We start from the raw sequence: 17505 nt of genomic DNA, 5'->3' as shown, positions 1-17505 counted from the left end.
TTGCAACGCACCGCTGGCGCGGCCAGTGCCTAAGCCTGGCTCGCCAGCACCTGCCGTAGCCCCTCATTCAAGGCCTGCTCAAGCGTCCGTTTGTAGTTCAGGTGGACCTGCGTCGTGGCATGGTGGCCATCGAGCAACCCGGAAACATCCAGATCGGTGATGTAGCACCGATACTGGCCCGCGTTTCGCCGTTGAGCGATGATTTTCCGGGCCACAACGCCATACAGGCTCGGCCCATGGTCGAGCTCGGAGAACTCCTGCTCTTCGCAGAACAAGGTCACGTGCGTGGCACCGTCGGCGTCGGCGTGAAGCATGGCCTGGACGTCGTAGTAGGGCTGCGCGTTCCCCGCATCCGGTGCCGCCCGCTGCTCCAGGCCCCGTGCCCTGCCTGATCCAGACCCGAGCAGCTGCGCGTACACGATGCCCAGGCGTGCTGCTTGCCTTGCACCATAAGGCACCTGCGCCTCGCGTCGTCGCAAGACCGATGCCAGAAAGCGTTGCAGCGGCAGCAGAAGATGAGGTTCGTCCTGCAACGGCACGCGCTCGTGCCACAAGGCGTTGCATTCATCCAGCACGTAGAGCTCGGCCCAGTTGTCGAATAGTCGATAGAAGACCTGAACGCAGTCGCGGCGGGCTTGCTCGAGCACAAGGCCCACATCGGTGTCCGCCAGGGCATTGGCGTCCAGATACACAGGGCTGTAGGTGCTGCGCGCCTGGCCCAGGAACGCGAGTAGCGCATCATGATCGTCCAGGCTTGTGAGGACGACCTTGCCCCCAAGCCACTCCAGCACATGAACCTGGTGCGCCACTTGCACCAGGTAACGGCCAGGGGCCTCCTGTTCGTGCAACTGCCGCGCGGTCTGGAAGAGCTCGGCGACACGCTGACTGATGGCCTGCGCCCGGTGCTGGGCAAAGCAGTGCGCCCGCACGTTGGGCCAGCCGCTTGCCTGTTTCGGCAGGTTGATGAAGTCGCGCAGGCATCGCATCAGCGCGTGCTCGCCGTCGTAGCGGTGTACCAGCACCTCGTTCCAGGAGCTGATCGTGACCTGGTCCACCGTCAATACCAGGTTTTCCCGCAGGCCACCGTAGCTGAGCGAGTCGGTACGTTCAGTGGTCAGCAGGATATCCAGTTCACGGTGGTGGGGCAGGGGATCGATGCCCACGTTGATCAGCAACAGCACATCGTCGGCAGCGCTTGGCTGCAATAGCCTCACCTCGCTGACGGCCAGCAGCGGCAACACGATGAGCTGCTGCAGGCTCGCGAGCAGGCCCTGCAATTCAGGCTCTTTCAGATCGCTGATGCCCGGATGAAGCGCCAGTCGTGTGTGGCTGTCTATCACGCCATTGCAATGGGCCCAGACCAACAGTTCCACAAGGTGCCAGCAGCGCTTGATCGGGTTGGCGAGTTCCATCTCATGGCCATGCAGGTTACCGCTGTAGAGTGCCCAGGGGTGGCTGCCTGGCGCTCTGCGGCTGGGTGATTGGGCCAACGTCACGGTTTGTTCGGCCAGGTCGCAAGCACGGTCGCCCTGGAGGATTTCCACCTTGTCTGCACGGCGTTCGAATGCCGCTTGCAGGCGCCGCCCCAACAAGCTGAGCTCGCGCAGGTCAGCGCGGCTGGTCGCGTCGTGAGCGCGTGCGAACTGCACCAGAAACCGGTAGCTGCGGCTGAGCTCGGCCACCCGTTCGCGGCGCTCCAGGGTAACCTGGTGCACCCCCCAGCCAGGGCGTCCATCGAGCATGGCCAGCTGCGCGCCTCCCCATCCCCATGCGTCGGTCAGGCTGCGCAGCAGGCGGCGTTGCCAGCCCTCGGCGCGCCCCTGTTCGCTGAGCTTGCCGTTCACTTTCAGGTACAAGCTGCGCCGCACCAGTTCCAACCGAGCCAGCTCACCGCGCTGTATCAGGTAGCGCTCGATCCGTCGGTAGACCATGACGTAAGGATCGAGACGGTCAAGGTCGAGCTGATTGGCGAACACCGCTTGCTTGTAGTCAAGGCTCAGGCACCGCACGGTGGGGTATTCGCTGGCATAGGCTTCGGCCAGCAGCAGTTTGAGCAAGGACTTGTGAGGGGCATCGATACCTTTGAACAGCTGCCAAAGCCCGGCGCCAATGAATTCGTGGCCTGGGATCTGCGCCAGGTGGCCCAGATCGAGCGCTTCCCCAGGGCGTACGAAACGCTTTGCCAGCAGGGCCTGGGCGTAGGCCGGGTAAGCGCACTCCTGATCGGGCGGCACCAACCACCACAGTGGCGTCCGACCTGCCAACCAGAGGGCCGTGCGGTAGAACTCGTCCAGCAGAAGATAATGCTGCGTGGTGCCGCAATCGTCGGTGCCGAGTTGGCCTGTGCGCTGGCCTTGAGCGAACGCCTGGGTGTCAATCAGGAAGAAATGCGTATCGGCGCCCTGGCTCGCGGCCCAGGTCTCCAGCAACTGGCATTTACGCTGCAGTGACTCCAACGCTTCGTGCTCCAGGTCGCTGGTATGGCATACCCACACATCGATGTCGCTGTCCTCAGCCTGGGCAAGCGTGCCCAGGCTGCCGATTAGAAACAGCCCGTCGATGGACCGTGCAGAGGTGTTGTCGCGGGCTTTGTAGCTGAAGGCACGTGCCAGGCGCTGGGCTTCGAATACCTGGTCGCCGCTTGGCTCGAAGTCGCAGATCCCTGCCGGCGTCATCGACGAAACATAGCCGGGCAATAACGGATGGTTCACATGGAACAGCACTGGCAGCACGGTCAGCACCTGCTGCTGGCGGGAGGGCAAACCGGCCATTGCCCGCTGCAGGCGGCCTGCGTTGATCTGTAGATAGCGCCCGCGCAAGGTGGCCAGCTGCTTACGGTCGATCCCGTTGTCCAGGTCCAGTTGGATCTCGTCGGGACAATTCATTTTGCGCTCATCAGTCCGCTGAAGCTGGGGCGAGTGTAGCCTGAACGATACGGCCCACGCAGGCTCATTGAGTACTGAGGCCATTTGCGCGAGTTCCTGCAACCTGTGGGGTAGTGCATCATGGCTGGCTAAATGACAACGTGAGGTAAATCATGCGTGTTTGGATCGATGCCGACGCGTGTCCAAAGGCCGCCAGGGACCTGATCGTCAAGTTCGCCCTCAAGCGCAAGTTCGAAGTGGTCATGGTCGCGGGTCAGGCGGTGGCCAAGCCAGCATTCGGCATCGTACAACTGATCGTGGTACCCAGCGGCATGGATGCGGCCGACGATTATCTCGTCGAGCATGCCGTGCCGGGTGAGTTGGTCGTCTGCAGCGACGTACCGCTGGCCGACCGGCTTGTGAAGAAAGGCGTAGCGGCGCTGGACCCGCGCGGGCGCGAGTTCGACGAGCGCAACATGGGCGAGCGCCTGGCTACGCGCAACCTGTTCACCGAACTGCGTGAACAGGGCCAGTCGGGCGGCGGGCAGGGGCCCTATGGGGATCGCGAAAAACAGGCGTTTGCCAATGCGCTGGACCGGATTATCACTCGGCTATCGGTGCGTTGATATCCAGTAGAGCGTCAACCACCCGGTCAGGCGCTCCAGCCGGGCAAGCGGAGCTTACTCGTGGGTCAGCTCCAGCACGCGATCAACCAGCTTGTAGATCCCGCTAGCGGCTTCGCTGATGGTCTTTGCCGACATGTAGGCGGGAGTGGTCACCAGTTTGCGCTGCGGGTCCTCGACGATGTCGTGCACGTCGCATTCTTCGTGGGTGCCGCCCATCTTGACGACGGCCTCAGCGGTATCGGCGTCGTTACCGATGGTGCAGACCACGCCAGGGCCATAGATCTTGGCAGCCAGTGCAGGCGAGATACAGATCAGGCCAACTGGCTTGCAGGCAGCGGCGAACGCCTCGGCCAACGCCAGGACATCCGGATTGACAGTGCAGTCTGCGCCTTTTACGGCAAAGTCCGAGAGGTTCTTGGCTGCGCCAAAGCCGCCCGGAACGATCAACGCGTCGAAGTCCTCGACGCGCGCCTCACGGATGTCTTTCACATCGCCACGCGCAATACGGGCAGATTCCACCAGCACGTTGCGCGACTCGGGCATCTCGTTGCCGGTCAGGTGGTCGATGACATGCATCTGCGCGATGTTCGGTGCAAAGCACTGCACCTGCGCGCCGCGTTGGTCCAGGCGCAGCAGGGTGATCACACTTTCGTGAATTTCTGCACCGTCATAAACGCCACAGCCAGAAAGAATCACCGCCACTTTTTTTGTCATGCTCATTACTCCAGGTCGAAGCGCTTGATACCCGTCAGGCTGGCAGCGCGGCGCAGTGCGGGATGGTCCATGTCTGTTGGAGTGTGCCGCGGTGCAGGTGTTCAGTCCTGGGACTCGCGCGCAGCCCGGCGCTCTGCCCGCAGCGTACGAAAGCGCCGGTGCAGCCACAGGCCTACGCCAAGCACCAGCAAGGCACCGAGTACCCACAGTTCGTAGCGCTTGATATTGCCCAGCAGGCCTTCGAGGATTGCGCCGAAATGATAGGCCGCAGCACCCAGGGCGATGGCCCAGATCGCGGCCCCGATGCCGTTGAGCAGCAGGTAGCGCCGCGGCGGATAGCCCGAGAGGCCGATTGCGACCGGCATTACCGTGCGAAGCCCGTAAACAAAGCGGAAGCTGAGCACCCAGATATCGGGATGGCGACGGATGTGGCCCAGGGCGCGGTCGCCCATTGCCTGCCAGCGGGGCTTGCGCGCCAGAATCTTGCGTCCATGGCGACGACCCATGAAATACCACAGCTGATCACCGGCATAGCTGCCCATGAATGCCACCAGGCATACCAGCTTGATGTCCATGTAATCGCGGAACGCAAGAAAGCCTGCAAGGACCAGAATGGTCTCGCCTTCGAAGAAGGTGCCTAGAAAAAGGGCAAAGTAGCCGAAATCCTGCAGGAATTGTTGGAGCATTTTCTGAGGTGCTGGCGAAATGAACGCGCAGCCTACCCCTTCGCGTGCGTTCGGGAAAGTGTCCAAATGTGTCTCGACGTGAACAGTGCCCGCCACCACAATGTCTGCAACCGTGTGCCATGGCTTGCCCTGGCGTGTAACACAGGCGTCATAATGGGCGCTTATCTTGCCGCTCAATTGATGATAGGGCGTTAACGTCCTCAGGACCGCCAGATGAATAACGAAGTGCTTCCCCCTGTCTTGATCAAGGATGCCAAGGAGCTTCCAGAGGAGCTGGTGCAGACCCCGCCTGATCTGCCACCCGGGTCCCAGGTCGCTGTAGAGCCTGCAGCGGAGCCAGCGACGCCCACGCCGGCCCCGGCACCGCCCATCGCCGTGCCCGGCCTGGACGATACCAGCCTGTACATTCATCGCGAACTGTCCCAACTGCAGTTCAACATCCGGGTACTGGAGCAGGCGCTGGATGAAAGCTACCCGCTGCTCGAACGCCTGAAGTTCTTGCTGATTTTCTCGAGCAACCTGGACGAGTTCTTCGAGATTCGTGTGGCTGGGCTTAAGAAACAGATCAATTTCGCCCGCGAGCAGGCCGGCGCCGACGGCTTGCAGCCGCACCAGGCCCTCACGCGCATCAGCGAACTGGTGCATATCGAGGTCGATCGCCAGTACGCGATTCTCAACGATGTATTGCTGCCAGAGCTGGAAAAACACCAGATTCGATTCATTCGTCGTCGTCACTGGACACCTAAGCTCAAGACATGGGTGCGTCGCTACTTCCGCGACGAGATCGCGCCCATCATCACCCCGATCGGCCTGGACCCTACCCACCCATTCCCGTTGCTGGTGAACAAGAGCCTGAACTTCATCGTCGAGCTCGAAGGCGTCGATGCCTTCGGCCGCGATTCAGGTCTGGCCATCATTCCGGCACCGCGGCTGCTGCCACGGGTCATTCGCGTGCCTGAGGAAGTGGGTGGCACCGGTGCGAACTATGTCTTCCTTTCGTCGATGATCCATGCCCACGCAGACGACCTGTTCCAGGGCATGAAGGTCAAGGGGTGCTACCAGTTCCGCCTGACCCGCAACGCCGACCTGGCGTTGGATTCCGAGGAAGTCGACGACCTGGCCCGGGCGCTTCGTGGCGAGCTGTTCTCGCGCCGCTATGGCGATGCCGTGCGCCTGGAAGTCGCCGATACGTGCCCCAAGCACCTGTCGGACTACCTGCTCAAGCAGTTCAGCCTGAGCGAAAGCGAGCTGTACCAGGTCAACGGGCCGGTCAACCTGACGCGGTTGTTCAGCATTACCGGGCTGGACAGCCATCCCGAGCTTCAATATGTGCCGTTCACCCCGGCCATCCCGAAGTTGCTGCAGAACGCCGACAATGTTTTCAGCGTGATCAGCAAGCAGGACATCCTGCTCATGCACCCCTTCGAGTCGTTCACGCCGGTCATCGACTTGTTGCGCCAGGCGGCCAAGGACCCGCACGTCCTGGCCGTACGCCAGACGCTGTACCGCTCCGGCGCCAACTCGGAAATCGTCGATGCGCTGGTCGATGCAGCGCGCAACGGCAAGGAAGTCACCGCAGTGATCGAACTGCGCGCACGCTTTGACGAGGAGTCCAACCTGCAGATGGCAAGCCGCCTGCAAGCAGCAGGCGCGGTGGTGATCTATGGCGTGGTCGGTTTCAAGACGCACGCCAAGATGATGTTGATCCTGCGCCGCGAGCAGGGCGAGATCGTACGCTATGCGCACCTGGGGACCGGCAACTACCACGCTGGCAACGCCCGTTTGTACACCGACTACAGCCTGCTCACCTCCGACGATGCGCTCACCGAAGACGTCGGCAAGCTGTTCAGCCAGTTGATCGGCATGGGCAAGACCCTGCGCATGAAGAAACTGATGCATGCGCCGTTCACCTTGAAAAAGGGCATGCTGGACATGATCGCCCGCGAAACCCAGTTCGCCTTGGACGGCAAGCCGGCGCATATCATCGCCAAATTCAACTCGCTGACCGATGCGAAGGTCATCAAGGCCTTGTACAAGGCCAGTCAATCGGGGGTGAAGATCGACTTGATCGTGCGTGGCATGTGCTGCCTGCGTCCAGGGATTCCAGGGGTTTCACATAACATCCAGGTGCGCTCGATCATCGGCCGCTTCCTGGAACACACCCGTGTGTTCTATTTCCTCAATGGCGGTGAAGAGCAGATCTACCTCTCCAGTGCCGACTGGATGGAGCGCAACCTCGACAAGCGGGTCGAGACCTGCTTCCCGGTCGAGGGCAAGAAGCTGCTGTTGCGGGTGAAGAAGGAACTGGAGGCGTACCTGACCGACAACACCCACGCCTGGACCCTTCAGCCAGACGGGCGCTATGTGCGCAGCAGTCCAACGGGTAACCAGAACCCGCGCAGTGCCCAGGCGACCCTGCTGGAGCGCCTGAGCAACCCGGTCCTTAACGTACGCTGAGGACGAAGCCGACCCGGGCCAGCCACTCCGCCTCGTTGGCGAAGTCGGCCTGGGTCAGCTGGTTCTGTTCGAGCCAACCTTCCGGGAATACCACTTCCAGGCGGTTGTCGGCCGCCTTGAGCTCGACTTTGGGCATCTGCTGCGTGCCCCGGATATGGTGGAACAGGATGGCGAAGCGCAGCAGCACGCACAGGCGCAGCAGCTTGACCCCTTCATCCCCCAGTTCGGCATAACGGTCCTTGGGAATGTTGCGGCGGTGGCCGCGCACCAGCAAGGCCATCATCTGCTGATCCTCGCGCGAGAAGCCTGCCAGGTCGGAGTGCTCGATCAGGTACGCGCCGTGCTTGTGGTAATGATAGTGGGCGATGTCCAGGCCGATCTCGTGGACCTTGGCTGCCCAACCCAGCAGGTCGCGCCAGTTGCCGTCCTGCAGGTCCCATGCCTCGGCCACCTGGTCGAAGGCATGCAGTGCCTTGCGCTCGACCCTGGCGGCCTGGCCTTGGTCGACGTGGTAGCGCTCCATCAGCGAGTTGAGGGTACGCTCGCGTACGTCCTCATGATGATGCCGTCCAAGCAGATCGAACAGCACACCTTCACGCAGCGCACCGTCGCAGTGGTCCATGCGCTGCAGCTCCAGGGCATCGAAGATCGCTTCGAGGATGGCCAGGCCCGCCGGGAAGATGGTGCGCCGATCCGGCTTGACCCCATCGAAGTCGATCCTGTCGACTTCGCCCAGCTTGAACAGCTTGCGCTTGACCCAGGCCAGCCCGTCGGCATTCACCTCACCATTGCCCAGGCCTGCGGACCTAATGGCGGCGCCGATGGCACGAATAGTGCCGGACGAGCCGATGGCTTCATCCCAGGTCAGGCGGTGCAGGGCATGCTCGATGCTCATCAGCTCAAGCCGGGCGGCCGTATACGCCTGTGCATATCGCGCCGGGGTGATCTTGCCGTCACGGAAATAGCGCTGGGTGAAGCTGACGCAGCCCATCTGCAAGCTCTCGCGCAACAGGGGCTCGAAGCGCTGGCCAATGATGAATTCGGTGCTGCCGCCGCCGATGTCCGCCACCAGGCGCTTGCCTGGGGTATCGGCCAGCGTGTGGGAAACGCCCAGGTAGATCAGGCGGGCCTCTTCGCGGCCTGAAATGACTTCCACCGGGTGGCCAAGGATGGCTTCGGCACGCTGGATGAAGATGTTGCGGTTGCGCGCTTCACGCAAGGCGTTTGTGCCGACGATGCGCACCGAGCCTGCGGGCATGCCGTTGATCAGCTGAGCGAAGCGCTTGAGGCACTCAAGGCCGCGCTCCATGGCTTCTTCACTGAGCTTGCGCTCCTCATCGATGCCGGCGGCCAGCTGTACCTTCTCGCCCTGCCGCTCGAGAATGCGGATTTCGGTGTGGTGGGCCTTGGCCACGACCATGTGGAAGCTGTTGGAGCCAAGGTCGATGGCGGCTATCAGGGACAGGTTCTTCGCGGTGGTATGCGGCATGATCTGGAAGTTCTCGGTCATTAACCTGGCAATCGTGCCACGATAGCAGGCTGGTCGCCAACGCGTGGCACCTGGCCTGCGCGGTGAGCTTGATATACGGCAATATGCCATTCGATTGGATGACGGCGATGTGACAGTTTCGATTCGAGTGCTCTTGCACAACTATAGTTACACTCAATCGTCTGCGGCTTCCTGTCGACCGCGGGGGCGGCTATGATGGGCAACGTTTTCCGTGCTTACGACCTTGGAGATTTCCATGAGCGACAAAATCAAACACGTCACCGACGCCACCTTCGATGCCGAAGTGCTTCAGGCTCAAGGCCCGGTGTTGGTCGACTACTGGGCTGAATGGTGCGGCCCGTGCAAGATGATCGCTCCGGTTCTGGACGACATCGCCACTACGTACGAAGGCAAGCTGGTCGTTGCCAAGCTGAACATCGACGAAAACCAGGAAACCCCAGCCAAGCACGGCGTGCGTGGTATCCCGACGCTGATGCTGTTCAAGAACGGCAACGTCGAAGCTACCAAGGTCGGCGCCTTGTCCAAATCGCAGCTGGCAGCGTTTCTCGACGCCCACCTGTGATGAAAAAGCCCCGCAAATGCGGGGCTTTTCTTTTCCAGAGCACTAGACGCACAAAAAAGCAAGTGTTACATTCGGCCTCGCACTGCTTCTTCAGTGCCCTCTACATGCCGTCGCCGAAGCATCCCCAATTCGAATCAGTACGCGATCCTTTCGCCATCTAGCGGCGCGGCTTCATTAAGCCAGAAGCTTAATTCTCCCTTCTTACATGATTACGTCATTCCCCTTATGAACCTGACTGAACTCAAGCAAAAGCCGATTACCGATCTTTTGGAAATGGCCGAACAAATGGGCATCGAGAACATGGCCCGTTCGCGCAAACAGGACGTGATTTTCTCCCTGCTGAAAAAGCATGCGAAAAGCGGCGAAGAGATCTCGGGTGACGGCGTGCTGGAGATTCTCCAGGATGGCTTCGGTTTCCTGCGTTCTGCTGATGCGTCCTACCTGGCCGGCCCTGACGATATCTACGTTTCGCCTAGCCAGATCCGCCGCTTCAACCTGCGTACCGGCGATACCATCGTTGGCAAGATCCGCCCGCCGAAGGAAGGGGAGCGTTACTTCGCCCTGTTGAAGGTCGATACCATCAACTTCGACCGGCCGGAAAACGCCAAGAACAAGATCCTGTTCGAAAACCTGACGCCGCTGTTCCCCAACAAGCGCCTGAAGATGGAGGCTGGCAACGGCTCCACCGAAGACCTGACCGGCCGTGTCATCGACCTGTGCGCCCCGATCGGCAAGGGCCAGCGTGGCCTGATCGTCGCCCCGCCCAAGGCGGGCAAGACCATCATGCTGCAGAACATCGCAGCCAACATCACCCGTAACAACCCTGAGTGCCACCTGATCGTTCTGCTGATCGACGAGCGCCCGGAAGAAGTGACCGAGATGCAGCGTACCGTACGCGGCGAAGTGGTTGCCTCTACCTTCGACGAGCCGCCAACCCGTCACGTGCAAGTGGCCGAAATGGTCATCGAGAAGGCCAAGCGCCTGGTCGAGCACAAGAAGGACGTGGTCATCCTGCTCGACTCCATCACCCGCTTGGCACGCGCCTACAACACGGTCATTCCAAGCTCGGGCAAAGTGCTGACCGGTGGTGTCGACGCCCACGCCCTGGAAAAGCCCAAGCGCTTCTTCGGGGCCGCCCGTAACATCGAGGAAGGCGGCTCGCTGACCATCATCGCCACCGCGCTGGTCGAAACCGGTTCGAAGATGGACGAGGTGATCTACGAGGAATTCAAGGGCACCGGTAACATGGAGCTGCCCCTGGACCGTCGTATCGCTGAAAAGCGTGTGTTCCCCGCCATCAACATCAACCGTTCGGGTACTCGCCGCGAAGAGCTGCTGACCGCTGACGACGAACTGCAACGCATGTGGATCCTGCGCAAGCTGTTGCACCCGATGGACGAGATCGCTGCCATCGAGTTCCTGGTCGACAAGCTCAAGCAGACCAAGACCAACGACGAGTTCTTCCTGTCGATGAAGCGCAAGTAAGCGTTTCAGGTCTGAATCGAACGGGGCCGCTTCGCAGCCCATCGCAGTCGGTCCGGTGCCCCGGACCGGCTGCGATGGGACGCGAAGCGGCCCTGATCAGTTTTGACCATTGCACGCTGAACGGCGCTACACTCTGAACCCCCGATCGATACGGCCAACACGAGGCTCATGCATGCAGTATCGCGACTTGCGCGACTTCATTCGTGGCCTGGAACAGCGCGGCGAGCTCAAGCGCATCCAGGTCCCGATCTCCCCAGTGCTGGAAATGACCGAGGTCTGCGATCGCACCCTGCGTGCCAAAGGCCCTGCGCTGTTGTTCGAAAAGCCGACCGGCTTCGACATTCCCGTACTGGGCAACCTGTTCGGTACGCCTGAACGGGTGGCCATGGGCATGGGTGCCGAGTCGGTCGATGAGCTGCGCGAGATCGGCAAGCTGCTGGCTTTTCTCAAAGAGCCTGAGCCTCCCAAAGGGCTCAAGGACGCCTGGTCCAAGCTGCCGATCTTCAAGAAAGTGGTGTCGATGGCGCCCAAGGTGGTCAAGGACGCCGTTTGCCAGGAAGTGGTGCTCGAAGGAGAGGACGTGGACCTTGGCGCATTGCCGATCCAGCATTGCTGGCCGGGCGATGTGGCACCGCTGATCACCTGGGGCCTGACCGTAACGCGCGGTCCGAACAAGGACCGCCAGAACCTGGGTATCTACCGGCAGCAGGTGATTGGTCGCAACAAAGTGATCATGCGATGGCTCAGCCACCGTGGTGGCGCCCTGGACTACCGTGAGTGGTGTGAAAAAAACCCTGGCCAGCCGTTCCCAGTGGCCGTGGCGTTGGGGGCAGACCCTGCCACTATCCTGGGTGCAGTGACCCCGGTTCCCGATACGCTTTCCGAATACGCCTTCGCGGGCCTGTTGCGGGGTAATCGCACCGAGCTGGTCAAGTGCCGCGGCAGCAATCTGCAGGTGCCGGCCACGGCCGAGATCATCCTCGAAGGGGTCATTCACCCGGGCGAGATGGCGCCTGAAGGCCCGTATGGGGACCATACCGGGTACTACAACGAAGTGGACAGTTTCCCGGTGTTCACCGTCGAGCGCATCACCCATCGGCAAAAGCCGATCTATCACAGCACCTACACCGGCCGGCCGCCGGATGAGCCGGCCATTCTCGGGGTGGCGCTGAACGAAGTGTTCGTGCCGATCCTGCAGAAGCAGTTCCCGGAAATCGTCGATTTCTACCTGCCGCCAGAGGGGTGCTCCTACCGCATGGCGGTGGTGACCATGAAGAAGCAGTACCCAGGGCATGCCAAGCGCGTGATGCTGGGTGTGTGGTCGTTCCTGCGACAGTTCATGTACACCAAGTTCGTTATCGTGACCGACGACGACATCAACGCCCGCGACTGGAACGACGTGATCTGGGCCATCACCACACGCATGGACCCCAAGCGTGATACGGTGATGATCGACAACACGCCGATCGACTACCTGGATTTTGCCTCTCCGGTGTCGGGCCTGGGATCGAAAATGGGCCTGGATGCCACGCACAAGTGGCCGGGCGAAACTACACGCGAGTGGGGGCGAGTCATCGTCAAGGACGAAGCCGTCACCCGGCGTATCGATGAGCTGTGGGATCAGTTGGGAATAGATTGATGCAGGTAACGTTGCAGCCGTCCGGAGCAGTGCTGACGCTAGAGCCCGGGGAACGGATCCTGGAAGGTGCGCGTCGGCTGGGTTATGACTGCCCCAACAGCTGCCGTAATGGCAACTGCCATGTCTGCGCTGCATTGCTGGTCGAAGGCAGCGTGCGCCAGAACGGAGAAGTCCGGGACCATGGCGAATTGTTCACCTGCATCGCCGAGCCGCTCGAGGATTGCATCCTGCTGTGGGACGGCGTGCTCGCCCTGGGCGAGCTGCCGGTGCGCAAGCTGACCTGCACGGTCAGTGAATGCCGTGAAGTGGGTGGCGACGTCTGGCGCGTGCGGCTGTTGGCCCCTGCGGGCAAGCCGCCGCGCTACCATGCTGGGCAGTATTTGATGATCGAACGCGAAGCGGGTAAGCCGGCCGCTTTTTCGCTGGCTTGCGCTCCCCATTCCGGACGCGAGCTTGAATTGCATGTACTGGCGCGCGAGCCCAGTGCCGTGCAGTTGATCGAGCAATTGCAGCGCGATCGCCTGGCTCGCATCGAAATGCCCTTTGGCGATACCCACCTGGCCGAACTGCCGGACGGGCCATTGGTGCTTATCGCCGCCGGTACCGGCATGGGCCAGATGCACAGCCTTGTGGAGCACTGCCGCGCTCAGGGCTTCAAGCACCCTGTTCACTTGTACTGGGGCGTACGACGCCCGGAAGACTTCTACCAGATCGAGCATTGGGATCAGTGGCTGAGTTTGCCTAACCTGTACCTGCACCAGGTGGTTAGCGACCTGTGCGGCTGGGAAGGCCGTTGCGGGATGCTGCACGAAGCGGTTTGCGAGGACATCCCCGACCTCAACAGCGTTCATGTGTACGCCAGTGGCTCGCCGAACATGATCTACGCAACGCTCGATGCACTGGTGGACGCTGGCATGGATGCGCACCGCATGCGTGCGGACGTGTTCGCCTACGCGCCTCGCGGCTGAGGAATTCCATCGCGGTGCGTGGCGCCCCTGTGGCTGCCCGCGCCACCCCGTAAGCAGGTAACGCGCTGCACGGCCGGTCGTCGGCGCCTGACGTGAAAATCACTGCATGCACTTGTTCAGCCCCTTGCCCTGACTTAGCTTATACACCGCCTGGCGCGACTGCCGTGAATGACTTGCCTGAGGGTTCTGGTCAACGACGCAGTGACAACGCATCAGGCTCGGTCACGTTACATGCTTTGTTAACAGGGAATCATAGCGGCAGCTTATGTCGGCGCTCGAACGGTCATCCTGGCAAGTCACATACCCCCCTTCGCTCGATTTTGGTCAGCAACTGACCCACGAGCAATTGCATCACTCCATGCAAGCCGCCATGTCCCGTCACCAGGGCGGGCCGGTGTGGCTGTTTGCCTATGGCTCTTTGATCTGGCGGCCCGAGTGCAGCGCGGTGGAGCGTCGACGTGCGCGGGTGCACGGTTACCACCGGGGCTTGTACCTGTGGTCGCACGAGCACCGTGGCACGCCCGAAACCCCAGGTTTGGTGTTTGGCCTGGATCGAGGCGGCTCGTGCAGCGGCTTTGCCTACAGGCTGGATGACGCGACACTCGATGCATCGCTGCGAGCCCTGTGGCAACGCGAAATGCCTTACCCCGCCTACCGCCCCCACTGGCTCAACTGTCGACTCGACGATGGCAGCAGGGTGCAGGCCCTGGGTTTCGTGTTGGAGCGGCACCTGCCTTGCTACGCGGGCAATCTGCCGGATAACGTGCTCAGCCACATACTGGCCAGCGCCAAAGGGCGTTATGGCACCACGCGCGATTACGTCGAGCAGACCCTTCATGCCCTGCGCAGCCACCATATGCCTGATCGCAACCTGGAAGCGCGCTTCAGGCGCTGTCACGATCTGCGCGAACGGTGATCACGCACGCGGCGGCACCACCACCAGCTTGCCGACCGCCTGGCGCTGGCCCAGCGTTTCGATGGCCGCACCCGCGTCGGCCAGGGCGTATGTCTGTGAAACGAGAGGCTTCAATTTGCCCTGCGCGTGCCAGGCAAACAGCTGCTTGAAGTTGGCCGCGTTATCCTCGGGTTGGCGCTGGGCAAACGCGCCCCAGAAGACGCCCAGTACCGCCGCCCCCTTGAGCAGCACAAGGTTGGCTGCCAATTGGGGAATGGTGCCGCTGGCAAAACCCACTACCAACAACCTACCGTTCCACGCCAGGCCCCTCACGGCGTGCTCGAACAGTTCGCCGCCCACCGGATCGTAAATCACATCCACACCTTTGCCATCGGTCAGGCGCTTGATGGCCTCGCGCAGATTGTCCTGGCTGTAGTCGATCAGGTCATCGGCCCCAGCGGCACGGGCCACCGCGAGCTTTTGCGCACTGCTGGCAGCCGCGATGACCCGCGCCCCCATGGCTTTGCCGATCTCGACCGCCGCCAGGCCCACCCCGCCGGACGCGCCCAATACCAGCAAGGTCTCGCCGGTTTGCAATCGACCGCGCTGGTGCAAGGCGTGCATCGAGGTGCCGTAGGTCATGCCGAATGCGGCGGCGGTGATGAAGTCCATGCTGGCTGGCACGGGCATTACGTTGGAGGCGGGCACTGCCACTTGCTCGGCAAAAGCACCCCAGCCGGTCAGTGCCATGACCCGGTCACCCACCTTGAAGGCGCCCACCTTGGCGCCGACGGCTGCGACCGTGCCCGCGGCCTCTCCACCCGGTGAGAAGGGCAAGGGCGGCTGAAACTGGTATTTACCTTCTATGATCAAGGTATCGGGAAAGTTGACCCCAGCCGCCTGCACGTTCAACAGCACTTCGTTGGGTTTGGGCGTTGGGCTGGGCACGTCTTCCAGGACCAGTTCGCGGGCCGGGCCCAGGTGCTTGCATAGCAGCGCTTTCATCGTGGCCTATTCCTTTGCGGGTAATGGCCGATAAGTGTAGGAGGGCCGCCAGTCGGGTCAACGAGCATGGCTTGTCCTGATGGGCCGGCATAAGCCCAGGCTTGGGTTTGAACGATGTGCTGGTTAAGCTGGCGCCACCTGAATAGAGGAGCGATTTCGTGAAAGCGTGGATATTGATGGTGTTGGCACTGGTGTTACCCGCCGCAGCCGTGGCCGAGGAGGGCAAGGAGGGTGCGCCCAAGGTGGCCTATATCACGCTGACGCCGCCGTTCGTGGGCAACTATGCGCTCGATGGTGGTCCGCGCTTGCGGGTGTTCAAGGCGGACGTCGCATTGCGAGTGACCGGGGATGAGGCCGCCAAGGCGGTACAGCATCATGAACCACTGATCCGCAACCAGCTCGTCGCACTGTTCACTCAACAGACCGTGGACAGCATGAGCAATGTGGAGGCCAAGGAGCATTTACGTCAGGAGGCCCTAAAGCAGGTTCAGCAGGTGATGGAGACCGAAGAGGGCAAGCCGATCGTCGAGGACCTGCTGTTCAACAACCTGATCGTCCAGTGAGCGGCTGACCCGGTTTTCGGTCAGCCACTCAAGGCTGGGGTTCAAGGGAATGCCGGAGCGGGGCAGGTGCCTCAAACCATCGCCAGGATGGCCGTCCACTGCTCGGCCGTGACCGGCATGACCGACAGGCGACTGCCTTTTTGTACCAGCGCCAGCTCGGCCAGGGCTGGCTGTTGTTTCAACCAGCCCAGCTCAAGCACGCGCGGCAGGGTCCGCACGTGGGCCACGTCTACCGCACTCCACGGGTTCTTGTCGGGCGTGGCCTTGGCATCGTGGTAAGGGCTCTGCGGGTCCAGCGCAGTGGGGTCCGGATAGGCTGCGCGGATGACCTTGGCAATGCCGGCGATGCCGGGTTGAGGGCAGCTGGAATGGTAGAAGAAGAACGTGTCCCCCTCGCTCATCGCACGCATAAAGTTGCGCGCCTGGTAATTGCGTACACCGTCCCAACGAGCTTCGCCAAGGTGAGCCAGGCCTTCAATCGACAGTTCGTCGGGCTCGGACTTCATCAGCCAATAGGCCATGTTGTTTGCTCCAGAAATGCTTTGAAATAACTCGTTCCATCAAACCGACGGCCGGTTGACGTCAACGTTTGCGTGGTGGCTCAGGTTGTCGGAGAATGCGCCCCGTTTGAGGTGCGATGCTCAGGTACTACCCAGAAGTCGCCGAGCACTGAACAGTTTGCCTGGGGGGCAATCGTCGATGAATCAACGTAAAAAGCCGGACCTGCTGTGGGTACTGGTGTTCATCTTTGGCTTGGGTGTGGTTACCACCGGTTATGCGCAGGGGATCTGGGAGCGCAAGCTGGATAACGCCTACCAGATGCCATACGAAGCTGGTCAGGCGCAACGCTGACCCTTCCCGGCACCGCTTAGCGCGGTGCCACGTACCAGTGACGATCCGAGACCGTTCCCTGCAAAGGCACGTCCCAACTGGCTTGTGCTAGCCGCTCGACCTTCTGGCACTCATGCGCCAAGCCTAGCAGCCGTGGTTTTTTCCAGGTCTGCCGACGGGCCAGGTAAGCCAGGCTGCGATCATAGAAGCCACCGCCCATGCCCAGTCGCCCTCCCGCGTCGTCGAAGCCCACCAGGGGCAGCAGAATCAGGTCCAGTGCCCACACCGGGCGTTGACGCCTGCGGTCGGTGGCCGGCTCAGGGATTCTGAAACGGTTGGGCGTGAGCTTCTCGCCCTTCTCGAATCGCTGAAACACCATGCGGGTGCGTGGCCACGCATGCAGCACCGGCAAGTACGTGCGCTTGCCGCGACGCTGCGCCTCGCGCAGCAACAGTGCAGGGTCGATTTCGCCGTCGTTGGGCAGGTATAAGGCGATATGCCTGGCCTTGCGAAAGAGTGGATGCTGTGCCAGCAGACGGTACAGGCCTGCAGCGGCCTGACGCTGCTGGGCGGGCGTGAGCGCCCGGCGCGCGTTGCGCAGGTGCCTGCGAAGTTGAGGGCGGGTGAGCGTCGCGGTGTCGGTCATGGCACGGGCGATCCGAGAAGTGCTGGCCATTGCTGTCGGCCAAAACGACTTGCC

Annotated in this window: 16 protein-coding genes; 9 read left to right on the top strand and 7 right to left on the bottom strand. The window is 61.7% G+C overall.

Annotated features, from left to right (window positions below):
* Positions 1–29: 29 nt before the first annotated feature.
* Positions 30–2885 carry a class I adenylate cyclase gene (locus B2J77_RS20560; protein ID WP_078479463.1) on the bottom strand — a complete coding sequence of 952 codons (2856 nt, stop codon included), beginning with the start codon at positions 2883–2885 and terminating at the stop codon, positions 30–32.
* Between the two features lie 152 nt (positions 2886–3037).
* On the opposite strand from B2J77_RS20560, the gene B2J77_RS20555 reads away from it, so the two are divergent.
* On the top strand, positions 3038–3490 hold the full coding sequence (locus tag B2J77_RS20555; RefSeq protein ID WP_058638196.1) for a YaiI/YqxD family protein: 453 nt from the start codon (positions 3038–3040) through the stop codon (positions 3488–3490).
* Positions 3491–3544: 54 nt separating this feature from the next.
* On the opposite strand, the gene elbB is transcribed toward B2J77_RS20555, so the two are convergent.
* Positions 3545–4204 (bottom strand): isoprenoid biosynthesis glyoxalase ElbB, encoded by a 660-nt coding sequence (gene elbB, locus B2J77_RS20550; RefSeq protein WP_058638195.1) that lies wholly within the window; start codon positions 4202–4204, stop codon positions 3545–3547.
* Between the two features lie 101 nt (positions 4205–4305).
* Positions 4306–4890, bottom strand: coding sequence for a DedA family protein (locus B2J77_RS20545; protein WP_023532679.1), 585 nt, complete (start codon positions 4888–4890; stop codon positions 4306–4308).
* Between the two features lie 213 nt (positions 4891–5103).
* Here B2J77_RS20545 and ppk1 point away from each other — a divergent pair, with 213 nt between their 5' ends.
* On the top strand, positions 5104–7347 hold the full coding sequence (ppk1, locus tag B2J77_RS20540; protein WP_078479333.1) for a polyphosphate kinase 1: 2244 nt from the start codon (positions 5104–5106) through the stop codon (positions 7345–7347).
* Here ppk1 and ppx read toward each other — a convergent pair.
* Positions 7334–8836, bottom strand: a complete 1503-nt coding sequence (gene ppx / locus B2J77_RS20535; RefSeq protein ID WP_058638203.1) for an exopolyphosphatase — start codon at positions 8834–8836, stop codon at positions 7334–7336. The two genes, ppk1 and ppx, sit on opposite strands and share 14 nt — an antisense overlap.
* A 256-nt stretch (positions 8837–9092) precedes the next feature.
* Between ppx and trxA the strand changes: the two genes are divergently transcribed.
* From trxA to B2J77_RS20510, 5 genes are all read left to right on the top strand, one after another.
* A complete protein-coding gene (trxA, locus tag B2J77_RS20530; protein WP_058602819.1) occupies positions 9093–9419 on the top strand; it encodes a thioredoxin TrxA in 327 nt (108 codons plus the stop codon).
* Positions 9420–9644: 225 nt separating this feature from the next.
* Positions 9645–10904, top strand: a complete 1260-nt coding sequence (gene rho, locus B2J77_RS20525; protein WP_023532437.1) for a transcription termination factor Rho — start codon at positions 9645–9647, stop codon at positions 10902–10904.
* A 172-nt stretch (positions 10905–11076) separates the two neighbouring features.
* Positions 11077–12543 (top strand): 4-hydroxy-3-polyprenylbenzoate decarboxylase, encoded by a 1467-nt coding sequence (gene ubiD, locus B2J77_RS20520; protein ID WP_023532812.1) that lies wholly within the window; start codon positions 11077–11079, stop codon positions 12541–12543.
* On the top strand, positions 12543–13511 hold the full coding sequence (locus B2J77_RS20515; protein WP_058638194.1) for a CDP-6-deoxy-delta-3,4-glucoseen reductase: 969 nt from the start codon (positions 12543–12545) through the stop codon (positions 13509–13511). The genes ubiD and B2J77_RS20515 overlap by 1 nt, the downstream gene beginning before the upstream one ends.
* A 265-nt stretch (positions 13512–13776) precedes the next feature.
* Entirely contained in the window at positions 13777–14427 is a 651-nt protein-coding gene (locus tag B2J77_RS20510) for a gamma-glutamylcyclotransferase (RefSeq protein ID WP_058602821.1), read from the top strand.
* Here B2J77_RS20510 and B2J77_RS20505 read toward each other — a convergent pair whose 3' ends face one another.
* On the bottom strand, positions 14428–15411 hold the full coding sequence (locus B2J77_RS20505; RefSeq protein ID WP_058638193.1) for an NADPH:quinone oxidoreductase family protein: 984 nt from the start codon (positions 15409–15411) through the stop codon (positions 14428–14430).
* A gap of 158 nt (positions 15412–15569) precedes the next feature.
* On the opposite strand from B2J77_RS20505, the gene B2J77_RS20500 reads away from it, so the two are divergent.
* Entirely contained in the window at positions 15570–15974 is a 405-nt protein-coding gene (locus tag B2J77_RS20500; protein WP_058638192.1) for a flagellar basal body-associated protein FliL, read from the top strand.
* A 71-nt stretch (positions 15975–16045) separates the two neighbouring features.
* Here B2J77_RS20500 and B2J77_RS20495 read toward each other — a convergent pair whose 3' ends face one another.
* Positions 16046–16495: an EVE domain-containing protein gene (locus B2J77_RS20495; protein WP_058638191.1), complete on the bottom strand. Its 450-nt coding sequence runs from the start codon at positions 16493–16495 to the stop codon at positions 16046–16048.
* Positions 16496–16673: 178 nt separating this feature from the next.
* On the opposite strand from B2J77_RS20495, the gene B2J77_RS21560 reads away from it, so the two are divergent.
* Positions 16674–16826 (top strand): hypothetical protein, encoded by a 153-nt coding sequence (locus B2J77_RS21560; protein ID WP_023532702.1) that lies wholly within the window; start codon positions 16674–16676, stop codon positions 16824–16826.
* A gap of 16 nt (positions 16827–16842) precedes the next feature.
* Here the strand turns inward: B2J77_RS21560 and B2J77_RS20490 are convergent, their stop codons facing one another.
* Entirely contained in the window at positions 16843–17451 is a 609-nt protein-coding gene (locus tag B2J77_RS20490; RefSeq protein WP_058602825.1) for a 5-formyltetrahydrofolate cyclo-ligase, read from the bottom strand.
* Positions 17452–17505: the final 54 nt, after the last annotated feature.

Source organism: Pseudomonas parafulva, assembly GCF_002021815.1.
GTDB lineage: Bacteria > Pseudomonadota > Gammaproteobacteria > Pseudomonadales > Pseudomonadaceae > Aquipseudomonas > Aquipseudomonas parafulva_B.
The sequence above is the reverse complement of the archived record's forward strand: the minus strand, read 5'-3'. Positions and strand labels throughout refer to the sequence as shown.